This is a genomic window from Wenyingzhuangia sp. 2_MG-2023 (assembly GCF_030548295.1).
Taxonomy (GTDB): Bacteria; Bacteroidota; Bacteroidia; order Flavobacteriales; family Flavobacteriaceae; genus Wenyingzhuangia.
Window position 1 is genome coordinate 122,619 of sequence record NZ_JAUOSB010000004.1, and the last position, 14,065, is coordinate 136,683.

6 protein-coding genes are annotated in these 14,065 nt (G+C 33.7%); all 6 read right to left on the reverse strand.

The window, feature by feature from the left end; all coding sequences use genetic code 11:
* Positions 1-5 precede the first annotated feature (5 nt).
* Positions 6-1,901 (reverse strand): glycoside hydrolase family 97 protein, encoded by a 1,896-nt coding sequence (locus Q4548_RS07175; RefSeq protein WP_303453080.1) that lies wholly within the window; start codon positions 1,899-1,901, stop codon positions 6-8.
* A 513-nt stretch (positions 1,902-2,414) separates the two neighbouring features.
* A complete protein-coding gene (locus Q4548_RS07180; RefSeq protein WP_303453083.1) occupies positions 2,415-3,833 on the reverse strand; it encodes a sulfatase-like hydrolase/transferase in 1,419 nt (472 codons plus the stop codon).
* Positions 3,834-3,904: 71 nt separating this feature from the next.
* On the reverse strand, positions 3,905-7,777 hold the full coding sequence (locus Q4548_RS07185) for an Ig-like domain-containing protein (RefSeq protein ID WP_303453085.1): 3,873 nt from the start codon (positions 7,775-7,777) through the stop codon (positions 3,905-3,907).
* 8 nt (positions 7,778-7,785) lie between these two features.
* Positions 7,786-9,579: an alpha-L-fucosidase gene (locus Q4548_RS07190; protein ID WP_303453088.1), complete on the reverse strand. Its 1,794-nt coding sequence runs from the start codon at positions 9,577-9,579 to the stop codon at positions 7,786-7,788.
* Positions 9,580-9,673: 94 nt separating this feature from the next.
* Positions 9,674-12,700, reverse strand: a complete 3,027-nt coding sequence (locus Q4548_RS07195; protein ID WP_303453091.1) for a TonB-dependent receptor — start codon at positions 12,698-12,700, stop codon at positions 9,674-9,676.
* A 523-nt stretch (positions 12,701-13,223) separates the two neighbouring features.
* Positions 13,224-14,045 carry a DNRLRE domain-containing protein gene (locus tag Q4548_RS07200; protein WP_303453096.1) on the reverse strand — a complete coding sequence of 274 codons (822 nt, stop codon included), beginning with the start codon at positions 14,043-14,045 and terminating at the stop codon, positions 13,224-13,226.
* Between the last annotated feature and the right edge of the window lie 20 nt (positions 14,046-14,065).

A 14,065-nucleotide genomic window follows, 5' to 3' on the forward strand; every position in this document is an offset into this window, starting at 1 on the left:
AAAAATTATTCAGGTTTTATCCACATACAATGTCCACCACCAGCAACCATTGTAGCCTTTACCACATCTCCTTTTTTAACCACTGCAGTTCGTATTTGATAAGCTTCTGGATTTGTTTTACTATCTGCATTCTCTGCATCTTCATAATAAGTGATGGTATATTTCTGATGTTCTTTTAAAAAATCTAAAGAAATATCTAAAGTTCCTCCGTCATTGTGCACAGAACCTACAAACCACTCTTCTCCATGTCTTCTTGCTGTAGAGACATAAGCATCCATTTTAGCATGTAATACTTTACTCTCATCCCATTTACCCACAGGCATTTTTTTGATAAATTCAAATAAATCTTGTTTGGCTGCATAAGACTCTGGAGCATCTGGTATACAAACCAAACCACTAAAAACAATTAGTGTACGTGCAACTTCTGCTGTAACTGTAGTCTGTAAAGAATTTAATTTTCGGGGACCTTTTTGTCTTTCTCCTGCATTTACGCTAGAGATATCAAAAATTCCATTATTCATATCCAAAGGACCTTGTATAGCATTGATTAATGCCATTCTTATAAATGTTTTAGGTGTAAATGCTTTTCTTGAATCTTGTTGCGCATGGCAAAACTCTCTTGTAATAGCGTTTGGATATGTTCTAGATACTCCTGTAAAAGGAACAGGACTGTCATGAAAGTCTATCAACAAATTGCTTTCTGCACTCATACGAATGGCATCTCTTGTGAATGAAACTTTTTCTCCCATAAAACCGTATTTGATACCTTTCATTTCCAGAGATTTGTAATATGGAAACAAAGCCTCATCTCCGTAATCACCTTGCCTTCTATCGTAATACAACAACAACGAAACTCCTTTTTCTTTAGCATATGTTGTTACTTTGTCTAAATCTAGTTTTTCAGACATTTGAATATAACCTGGCCTTACATCTGTGTACCAAGCATCATCTATCATAAAGTATTCAATATCATTTTCAGCCGCAAAATCTATAAAACGATAATAACTTTCGTTATTGATGCCATATGTAAACCCATCATCTGTAGTGTAACCATGCACTCTCCAATCCCACAGGGTTTTCCCTGGTTTTATCCACGACGTATTTTTAATTTTATTTGGTTCCGCTACATTTAAAGCTACCGTATTTGTTAACAAATCACCTATCTGATCTTCCAAAAGAATGACACGCCAAGGAGTGATAAAGTTCTTTTCATCTGAATTAAAATCATTTTTAGAAATTAGCTTATTTCTCTGTTTGTCAAATTTAAAATCTATCAAATCAAATCCTGGAGCACTTACCAAATCAGACTCTAAAAGTGATAAAAACTTCTGTTGATCGTGCTCAATAAGCAAAGGCATACTTAATTTGTCTTTCTTAGAATTGAATGTCAACGTTGCTAAATCTTTTATAGCTACGGGACCAATAGGAGGTTTTTCACCTGCAGGAGAATATAAAATACTTGAATCTGTCAACCCATATTCCATAAGAAAGGAAGGTTTCACCTTTTTTGACACCTCTAAAACATGAAAACGAAAAGCAACACCTTTGTTATATGTTCTTATGTAAAGTTTAGCTAAAGTTCCTTCATAATCTAAGGAAAGTTCTAGTTCATTATAAGTATCTTCTATTTCACTAAATTGCCCCCATACAGGATTCCATTTTTTATTTACCTGTTCTATTTTTGTAGCTAAAACACGAACCTTTAAACTTTGTAGAATTGAAATTTCAGAGTCACTAACTAATTCTTTTTCATCATCGTAAAGATGGTATTTTAAAGAACCTTGATGATTCTCTAATACAACTTTAACCAACCCATCAGGAGATTTTATTTCTAACTCTTTGGATTTTGCGCAACTAAATAAAGTGAGTGTAAAAATAATTGCAAATAGTATTTTCTTCATTATTTTGATGATTGTTTAATTTTATTTATTGACAACTGTTATTGCATTCCCTTTTTTATAACGGATTGTATTCGCTCCTTTTAACTCTAATTTTGAAAGTTTCAGCTTACTATGTAGCACTTTAACATCCGCTTTAAACTTATTCTCTTTTTTGACAATATTGATAATTCCATAAGCATACCTATTAGACCTAAAATATTGACCTTCCAGAGCATTAAACTTCATGACACCCAAAGACACTGTCCCCGCTACCAATACCACATAAAGACATAACTACTTTATGAACGTAATCTCCTTTATATGTTTTTAAGACAAGCTAATTGTCAACTTTATTTTGAGCAGTGAACTCTATTAACAATATTTATTCTTTATAATATGTAAATTGTTTTATACAAAATCTAAAATTAAATTACGAGATAAGAACATACTTCTCATCTTAGGGCTATAAATGTTGCAATGTCTTATGTAAAACGAACGTTTAATACACTTCGTTTTACATAAAAACACTATTTATTAATTTAACAATGTTTTTCTTTCTTCAGAAAACGTATTTGCTGGTGGTGCTTTTGGCAAAGTCTTTTGAAACACTTCAAGTTTCTCTGTTAAAGCTTTTACTTTATCTGGATAATCTGCAGACACATCATGTTGCTCTGCCCAATCTGTACTAATATCATACAATTCTGTGCGGTTCATTTTTTTGTTAGTTAACAATTTCCAGTTTTCATCTTGTACAGCTGCACTTGGCCAAAAATAAGGACGATTACTAGAGTAACGCCAATCCCAATAAATAGCTTTTTCTCGCTTATATTCTTGTCCTTTTATAGCTGCAACAATACTTTCTCCATCAGACTCGTACCCCTCAGGATATGCTGCTCCTGCCAATTCCATAAATGTTGGCAATAAATCTACAGCTGACATTTGAGTTGTTTTATCTACTTTTCCTGCTGGTACTGTACCAGGCCAACGTACGATAAACGGAATACGTACCCCTCCAGCAAATAATGAGCGCTTACGTCCATGAAGCTCTTTGGTTTCTCCTACAGAATAAAACTCACCCATTCCTGGTCCTGTAGAATTGTCTTCCGTTCTCTTTTTAGTACCTGTTATTTCTGGACCGTTATCTGAAGAAAACAGCACTAAAGTATTGTCATCTATTCCCAATTCTTTTAACGTAGCAAATAGTTCACCTATACGAGCATCGTATTCGGAAACTACCGCTGCATAAACCTGTTGCTGCTCATCCAAATGCGCATATTTCTCCATGTATTCTGCTTTAGGATAATGTGGTGTATGTGTAGCATGAATCCATGCATTGATAAAAAATGGTTTGTCTTTATTACGTTTTGCAAAATCTATTGTTTTGTACAATGTAGAGTCTACCTGCATTTGATGCAATCTACCCGCAATATTAAAGGCTCCATATTCATCATAACCATATTCCAACGGAGTAGGAGCATCTTTTACATGCGTATTTGTAAGATGCCATTTACCAAAATGAGCCGTAGTATAACCAGCACTTTTAAGCATGCGTGGCAACATTGGTGCATTAGGATCTAACCAATCTGGCATGTTTCTTTTGGCATGAGATTCTACAGAAGCAAAATGTCCATGTACACTTTGTCTTGCTGGAAATTGCCCCGTTACCATCCCTACTCTACTCGGAGAACAGACAGGGTTAACAACAGAAAAGTTTTGAAAATCCAAACCGTCAGCAGCCATTTTATCCAAATTAGGAGTTTCTAAAAACGAACTGCCATGAATTCCTAAATCTTTATACCCCCAATCATCAGCAAAAATAAAAATGATGTTAGGCTGGTTTTCAGTAATGGTTTCTGTTCCTTTTGTTTCTGTTGAATTTTCTGTTTTATTCTTGCAACTTTGAAAAGATGTTATTACAATTAAACAGAGTGTAATTAATTTAATAATTTTCATGATAAATATTTATTTGTTGATTATACTAACTTCTATATTATATGCCTCTCTCACTAGAAACACATTCTATATTATTTTTTATAGACTTTGAATGTTCTTTGTTCTTTTTCATTCAGAACTTTTACATAATACATTCCCTTTTTTAAAGCACTTAAATCCATATTAGATTTGTACGCTTCTTGTTTTAGCAATTGTCCTAAGTTGTTATAAATAAACATCGTTGTTTTTTCATTCGAAATTCCTTTTACGTATAAGACATCATTTGTAGGATTTGGATAAACAACAATTGCATTGTTATCAAAATCTAGCTCATCATCTAAATTTAGCGTAACTGTACTGGTAGAAATAATGATTTTTGGTTTCTCATTATCGCTTAAGGCTGTTTCTTTGCTATAAATACTATTTGTAATAGCAGAATCTTTAGAGATAATTTTAATTGAAATAATCTTATTTTCTTCTATCTGAGAAAGAACTGTACTAGTAACATCCCATTCTATGGTTTGACCATTATTAGTAACTGAACCTAAGGATATTTCACTATCTGGAGCATTGTTCCAATTGATAGCTGTTTCTGTCCAATTATCATTCGTAATCAAAAAAGCTTCGTAGTTTCTAATTGTTCCAGGAACTTGCTCTAAAGTAAGTATAAATTTAGCTGTAGCAACTTCTGAAAGAATGCTTAGATCAAATTTCACAAATGAATCACGATTCAAACTTGAAGAATTATCTCTAACCAATAACTTTACAGCTCCATAATTATTGGTTGCAAATTTATCCCAAGTATAAGCATCATCGGTAGGATAAATTGTTACACCTGTATCTACAGTTTCTTGTTGAATTGTAATCTCTTTTTGACCATAAATAGCTGAGCCATCAGTAGCCGTTGCCGCAACAGTAACTGTTCCTAAAGTTTGTGCTGTTAATACTCCCATAGTATTAATGGTAGCAGTACCTGTTCCGTTGATAACAGACCAATTTATACTTGGATCATCTGCATCAACAGGCAATATTGATGCTTGCATTTGAAGAGTTGCTCCTACCTGAACTGTGTTTACTCCATTTGGACCAAATACATTAATCGATTTCACTAGAGGTTTCGTTACTACCGTAATAGAAACCAACCCTGACACTCCTGAATTATCCGCAGCAGTTGCATGTATATAAACCGTTCCGTCATTACTACCTATAAATATACCGTCTGAACTTATAGTACCAGTACCTCCCTCTGGCTCTACTTCCCAAACAACATTTTTGATTGATGCATCTTCTGGTAAAACAAAGGCTTCCATTTGTAATTCTTCTCCAATTTCTACAGCAATAGCTCCTCCTATACCTTGTACAGTTACATCAGTAACCGGATTCAATTCACTCACCATAACTTCTGTTTGTGATGAAATTTCACTACCATCATTAGAAACAGCAGTAACTGTTACCGTACCTGTAGCAACACCTGTCAACAAACCATTTTCATCTATAATAGCTGAACCTGTACCATTAGCTACAGACCAAGTCACACTTTGATTAGCCGCATCTTCGGGTAAAACTGACACTTCCATTTGAATTGTATTGTTCTCAAAAACCTCTATAGAACCTTCTTCAAAAGACAATGAAGAAACTAATATTGGGCCGTTGATTATAGTGTTAATTTCTAAAGAATCTAAAGCTGTATTGTATATTCTAAAATCATCCAAATACCCATTATACCCCACCCCTACAACAGCAAAAGTATCACCTGTTGCAATATCTTTCGGATTTCCTGCAAGCGTAGTTGATGCAATTAAATCACCATCAATATATAGCAATACATCATCCGATTGGGGATTTGGTATACTTGGCAACACCACAGCAAAATGATGCCAATCAGATGTTAAAGACAAATTATCTCTACCCCACTTATGACCATTTACAGCAACACTAAACTCATTAACGTTTCCTATGATTTGAAAACGCTCTCCTGTTGCTTCTGTTCCGTAGCTAAATAAACTTCCTGAAGCAGCTGTTGTTTTGAACCATCCTGCAATTGTACGTGCAGCAGCCCCTTTAGGAAAATTGCCTATATGATCTGTTATTTTTATCAAGTCCTCATCTCCATCCAATAACAATGAAAAATCTCCTTCTTTGGTTAAAGAATTGTTAAAAGTTGGATTTCCAACCAAAGTTCCATGATTTTCTCCTATTTCATCATTCAAATTATTTTCAAAAAGATATTGAGAAACGATTCCTGGCACAGGTGGTTCTTCTATTGCATCTAGATAATTAATTTTTCCTATAACCTCTCCATTAATTTGAAAGTTAATTTCCTTTGAAACATTTAAACTCCCTCCTTCTTCTATCAAAATATTTCTAACACTTGCATCTGATGCTACAAGAACAGAATCTCCTGCTTTGATAACTACATCTGCTGTAGATGTTGGCAACGCACCACTAGACCAATTTGATGTATGACTCCAATAATTATTAGAAGAAGTATCAAATCTGTATTCTTGATTAAAATAAGCTCCAATAGGTCTTGTATACGTTTCGTAATCTGGCTTTTTAGATTGTTGCATACGCTCATCTATTTCTTTAAACATCTCAAACTCTTCTTGTGTAATTGCTCCAGCAGTTACGGTATTTGCCCAACTATGCGCTCCACCAGCATCGGTCAAAGTTCTTACAAAACGATATGCTTGTTCAACATCAAACAATACAGGAAAAGTTAATTTTGTACTTGTCCAATTTTGACGCATAGGTGTCCAAAAATGTCTTAATATTTTTTTACCATTAAAAGTTACCCAAGGCATATTTTTAGTTTCTTCCAAAGTCAATTCCTCGTAAGCCCAAGAGTTTGGTGGTGCACCTGTAGCAAGTGGTGTAGGATGTCCCGCAGAAAAATCATTATAAGTACCACCTGTAGGCCACAAATCAACTACTTTATGATTTGCATTCACTCCTATACCATTTGATCCTACAGTTTTGTCAAAATATTTTTTACCATAATTTACAGTAATCGCAAAGTTTGGGTTCACTGCTTTTAGCATATCTACAAAATTGGTCACCCCACCAGGTAGTGATGTAGCATGATCTACCCAGAAACCATCTACCAAACCTAAATCATTAAATCTTTCAACAAAACCCTGACATAGCAGTCTCCATGCTGGCCCTTCAGCCCCATCAAAATTCTCATCATAATAATTCTTCCATGCTGCTTTATATTCTGCGTTGTTAGGAGTACCTCCTGTTGCAGAAGGACCATCTGACGCAATGTATAAAATCACTTTTTTACCACTATTTTTAAAAGCTTGCAGTGCATCAATAATAATTTGTTCATTCTCCTCAGACGGAACAAAATCTGGATGTATTTCATTGGCAATATCTATATAAGGATGATTTCTTAACGTATAATGATATCCGTGTGCATTGTTTGTTAAATTAGAAATTACATAGCCTACCGTTTTAAGCGTATCTGCTATTTGCTTTACACCATTACTGTAATTTGCACCCGCAGCCACAACTGCATCTAATTTAGAACCACCTTGCACTGTAAATCGGACTCCCCATTTTCCAGACATCCATGCTGCTGTAGTATCATCTGTAGAAGGTGTTACTTGTTGCACTGTAAATTGCTTGCTATAAGTCGCAACTGTATCTCCTTCTAAATCTTCTATACTTCCAACAATGCTAACATGATGGCTCATGTCATGGTCTCGACTTTGCAACACAACATCATATCCTGTTCCGTTCTTAGAAAGTGATAAGTATGATGCGTCACTCGTATTTTCTAATGTTAAACTTAGTTGATGTGCTTCATCAACTGTAATTGAGAAATCGTTTTTTATTGAATTTTGAGTATCTCCATCTGCATAAGCATGCGTAAGTGTCTGACCAAAAACCGCAGTGCGAAGAAGTAATAAAAACAGTACAAAGAATTTTATTATTGTCTTATTGCTATTTTTTATTTTCATAATGATTTTTATTTGATAGGTTTGATCATAACAGCTTTTAAACTTGATGTTTGGGGATCTCCTTCTACTAAAGAAACGGAGATAGTATGCTTACCAGCTGTTTTAAATTCAATAATACCCATGTTGTAAAATTGATATTTTTCTGTTGCTGCTTGTTGATTTTGTACCCTAACACCTTCATCGGTTACGGTTTTCCATACCAAACGATCATTTCCTTTATAATTTAAATCTAAATAGTAATATCCTGGCTGTTGTACATTTACTGTCCACGTTACTTTACTATCATTATTCCATTCACTTACTTGGTTTGCATGTTTCCATTCTCCAAATTTCTCCATCCATTTAATTTCACTTTCAACAGCATTCTGAACTTCTGAAAATTCTACACGTAACAAAGCATCAATATTTGGATACACTCCTAAAGTTGTATCTACTTTTACTTTTTCAGTCTTGGTTTCTAGTTTAACCTCTATAACGGAGATGAGAGATTCTGAAGATTTAAAGGGTAGGTCAAAAATTGTCCAATCTTTATTTTTTGTAAAAGAAATTTTCTTGGAACCATTATCACTTAACAATGAAGCTGATGTTATTTTGGCATCAATACCTGGTAAATATAGCTTACCGTCTTGTGGCCAATCAAAAACAGAGAGGAACAATGAGTTTTCTTGTGTAGTTACATCTCCCCATGGCAATGCATGTTTCCAAGGAGAAGCTCCTGCATTGTAGACCACTTGTGGATATTTCTCAATCCAATCTCCTGCTTCTTTTAAAAATTTCACTCCAATTTCTGGAATAGCACCATCTGGCCCTGGACCGACATTAAACAAATAAGTACCACCACGACCCACTGTAGAAATAAGACGATTTAAAATTTCTTTTGGGCTTTTAAAATTGTTATCGTACCATGCATAAGACCAAGAATCATTATTTGTATCGCAAGTTTCCCAAAGTCCTTCAATATTTTGTGTAGGCACTTCCATATCTCCGTTGCTAGAATAATCTCCCATTCCATGTCCAACCCTGCTACACATCATGGCATTTGGTTGTAACTCTCTAACCATAGTAGCCAACTCTACTACATATTCCTTTTTCATGTCTCCAGGAGTATCAAACCAAACAAAATCAATTGCTCCATAATTGGTACATATTTCTTTAACTTGTGGCTTGCACTTGTTGTAGAAATAATCTTTAAACTTTGCTTTTTTTCCATCCTCATCTAACTCAGGCCCACCTGTTGCACCTGGAGTTGTCCAATCTTGGTTATGTGAATAATAGAATCCAAAACTCAAACCTAACTCATGACAAGCTGCAGATAGTTCTTTCATAGGATCTCTGGCAAAAGGAGTAGCATCTACAATATTAAAATTGCTTACTTCAGAATCAAACATAGCAAAGCCTTCGTGATGTTTGCTAGTAATAATAATGTATTTCATACCCGAATTTTTTGCTAACTGGGCAATTTTTTTAGCATCAAAATTTTGAGGATTGTAATCTTCCGCAATTTTCATATACTCTACTGGTGGAATATCTGCCACTCTTGGGTTCATGATCCATTCACCAATTCCATAGTATGTTTTATCATTCCAAACACCTGCTAACTTAGAGTACAAACCCCAGTGAATAAACATTCCAAAGTTACCTTCGTCAAACAACTTAGCTTTTCCATTTTTAAGACTTTGAACAGAGACATTTTTCTCCCCCCACATCTCACTCATATTTACCTTTTTATCATCTTTTTTTTGAGCACACACAAATGATGCACTCAAAACCATTACCAAACAGTTGATTATGAAATGTTTCATTAGATTTTAATTCAGTTAGATTAATAGATTCTATTGATGTATAAAAATCAAAAAACACCCCAGTTTTTAAAAACTGGAGCGTTTTTTTGATTGCTTAAAATTTATATCTTGCTCCAAAAGTATAAACCTGACCTGGAGTACTTAATTGTGTAAACAAAGAAGGGTCATTATTTATATAATCACGTCTATCACTAGCAGTAAGGTTTTGACAACTAACAGATAATTGTAAATTTTTAGTTACTTCTAAATTTGCACGAACATCTAATCTATCAAAACCATCCGTGTAAGTTACATTAGAACGAACATCACTACCTCCACCTATGTTTCTAAGGAAACTACTTCTAGTGTTATAAGCTACACGCATTCCAAATACTTTACCATCATAGTATAAAACAGAGTTTAAGTTATGTTTTGAAGAACCTGGAAAACTATTATCTACTTCATTAATTTCTTCATCAAACTTGCTATCTACGTACGTATAGTTGGCTTGCACTCCAAAATTTCTAAAAGAATCACTAATAAAACTTAAAGGTTGTCTAAATCCAAATTCAAATCCGTATAACTGAACTCCTGTAAAGTTTGTTGGAGTTGTAGCATTGAATATTTGATTATCAATTCCTGTCGCTTCAGTATCAAAAGAAATATCACCAAAATCAGATAATTCTGATCCAAAAGTTGTTTCGTCAATAATAAAATCATCAATTAATTTGTAAAAAGCACTTAAAACAAATGCTCCTCCAGCATGGTTGTACCATTCACCAGTTGCATCAAACTGCCAACTACTAAAAGGTTGTAAGTTAGGATTAGATAAAGATGCTGTACCGTTTTGTGAACCTGCATCAGGAGAATCAGGATTGATATAGCTAAGTGTATTGGTTGGTCTTAAGTCTAAATAATCTGGTCTTGAAACTGTATTTACAGCAGACAAACGCAATTTAAAATCTTCATGTAATTCAAAATTTAAATTTAAAGAAGGAAGAACATCCCATCTGCTAGACGATGCAGTAGTAGGAACTCCAGCATAATTTATAGGACCTAAAGTTTCTGAAGGGTCAGTTAAAGTAATCGTAGAAAATGCACGTCCTTCTACAGCCCAGTTTACAGCTCTTACCCCAAAGTTACCCGTAACTGGTAACCCAATAAATTCTGTTTTAAAGTCCATTTGACCATATACAGAAGTAGTAGTTTCATCTAACTCCCATGAATTTTGAGTTAGTAATGGAAGATCTCCATCAGTAACATCAAACAAATCACCTTCAAAAGAAGAACCTGCAGATCTATTAAACACATCTGGATTGTTTTTTCTTATTAAAGCATCATTAATAGACAACCAACGATTACTTCCTACAGCATCTCCATTAGCAAAATCTGAACCAAGTGTACCTGTTACATATGTGTCAAAAAATGTTTGTTCATCAAGATAACCAGCACTCCAAGGTTGACCTGCACCTGCTACTTGAGCTTGTCTACTATTTAAACTATTTGAACTGTAACGCCCTCCTGCTTTTATGGTTAAACCATCATTTACTTTTTTCTCAACATCAAAACGAACCGCATGATTGTCTCCTTTAAACATGATATCTCTTAAGAATGCATAATCTCTAATATCTGCATTGGCAACATCATTGGCTGCAGCTTGATCATAACCAAAAACAGCATAGTCACCTGTTAAGTCATAACTTAACGACGGTACATTTATCCATGTTTGTGTAAACGTAAGTCTTTGGTCAAATTCAATATTAGAAAGAGAGAAATCTCCTGTTATTTTCCAATCATCTTTTTCCCATTTTAGGTTCAATCCTCCCATGTAGCTAGATTGTAAATTATCGTATTGTGTTGGTAAAACTGCTGTTCTAGCAGCTGGATTGCTAGAATTAGCTGTATCAAAATTTCTTAACACACCATCTACAATATTTAAATCGGCACTAGGAAAAACATTACTTGTTTCAAGTTGAGGGAACAATCTAAATTGATTACGAGTAGATCGGTTGTCAAACTGAGTGTATAAAACATCTGCAGTAGCTTCAAAATTATCTGTTATTTTCCATTGTATTGTTGATGAAACTCCAACTCTATCTACAGAATTACGTACCGGATTAAATCTTGTCAATCCAGGAGCTAACACATTATCATGTGTTACATCAGTAACACCATCACCATCTGTATCTTCATTGATACTTTTAGTCTGATATGCCATTACGTAAGAGTCAAAAGCACGATTTGAACTACTTGTAATAGCAGAAACAACTACTCCAAATTTTTCATCTTTTGACTTAAACCCTAACAACCCACTTAAACGTGGTTTCAAAGCACTGTTATCTCCATAATTATTAAAATCACCTCTAGCATTTACAACTGCATAATAATTTTTATCACCATAACGTAAAGACAATGGTTTTATCGTTTGAAAGTCTACAGCTCCCCCTAAACCAGGTTCTATAAGATGTGCTTCAGAAGATTTATACACCATAGCTCCACCTACAATTTCCGTTGGCAATACATCTAAGTTGAATTGTCTTAATTGATCAATTCCTTCTGATCCTGCTGACAAAGGTGTTCTTCCATTAATGGTTACTTTTACAAATTGAGGTCCCACACCTCTCACTGAAACACGATCTCCACCTCCGTTACCAGAGTCATCACGTTCTACCTGTAATCCTGGAACACGTTGTAAAGCATCTGCTATGTTTTCATCGGAATAATTTCCAATGTCTTCTGGCGTAATTGCCTCTACAACACTAGTAGCTTCTCTCTTTACTGCAATAGCTCTTTGCTCCGCTCCTCTAAACCCTGTAATAACAATTTCATCTAATTGTGCTGCATCTTCTTTTAAAGAAACATTTATAGTTGTTTTACCCCCTATAACAACTTCTTTTGTTTGAAACCCTAAAGAAGAAAATTTAAGAACGCTAGCATCGTTTGGAATATTAAATTCATAATTCCCATCTATATCACTCACTGTTCCAATACTGGTTCCTTTGACAAGAACCGTAACTCCCAGAACTGGTTGATTTGTTTCATCTACTATATTTCCTACAATATGTTTTTGTTGAGAAAAAACCAAAAATCCATGTAAGGCACATAGTAAAAACAATAATTTGTTTAGTTTAACTTTTTTCATAAATATTAATATTAGTTGTTTAATTGTGTTAACAAAAGAACTTAAAAACAAGAAAAACAACTTACTGAAATCGATTAATTTCTTTACTTCATCTATTCTTCACAAAAAACAAAACACTGAAAAACAACAACTTAACAAAAACAACTATTTATTTAAATAAAAACAACATATTACACAGTAAAAAGACATATCCACAAACTAATTGCTTTTTATATATAAAAAAATCAACAATTCTGTAAAACAAACTACAAAAAAACAAACACCGACTCAGATATTCTTCTTCACTTTTCAGAAAAATTCTAGAGCAAATATGTTCCTATTTTTACACTAACGTAGAAAAACAACTCGACACCTATTTTAATGTCACGTCAGAAAATTTATCTTTCATTCTCTAAAAACAAATAATACTTATTTAGTGTGCTATAACAATGGCATATTTAATAAAATAAGCCCGATACAATATCGAGCTCATCTTATTATTCGTTAAATTATATCTTCTTGTTTTAGAAAATATTTCGATTTATTATTTTTTAATAATTCGAAACGTTTTTTGCTCCAAATCATTAGTAACCTTTATATAATACAACCCTGTATTTAACGTTGTCATATCAATCTGTGCATTGTATTCTTCATGCTTCATCAATTTTCCTAAAGCATTATACACACTTATCATTGTTTGCTTGTTCATCAATCCTCCAATGTAAACACTTGTTGTTGTTGGGTTGTAATAAACAAAAGCCTTATCAATACCTGAATCCGCATTATCACCTATAGAAAGTGTAGCTTCAGAAACTATCAAACTAGGTTTTTGACTTTCTAAAGTTGCTGTATTTGTACTATAAAAATGACTAGCAACATCCTCTTCTGTAGAAACTATTTTAATAGAAATTAGAACTTCACTATTCTCTACATACGTCTTTAACTTGTCAGTAATATCAAATTCAACAGTATTTCCTACATGAACACCAGAAGCAATAGCAGTTCCAGTAGCAGAGGGAGCATTATTCCATTTGATAAAATTATTTGACCATGTGTTTTCATTATCTACCAAGTAAGCTTCATAACTTCTGGTGGTGGCAATGGTAGATTCTAAAGTAAGTTTTACTATTGCTAAATTTACATTGTTTAGTGAAGCTATCGGAAATTTTAAATATACTTCTCTAATGTGTGAGCTATTATCTGTATCATTACTTATAATTAATTTTGAAGATCCGTAATTAATATTTGATTGTGAATTCCAAATATATGAATCATTATTAGCAACAATCGTTGTTTGAGAAAAGGTTATAAAGCTATGCAATACACATACTGATAATAGAAAGCTTTTAAATGTAATTTTTTTCATAAAGTGTGAGTTTTGGGTTT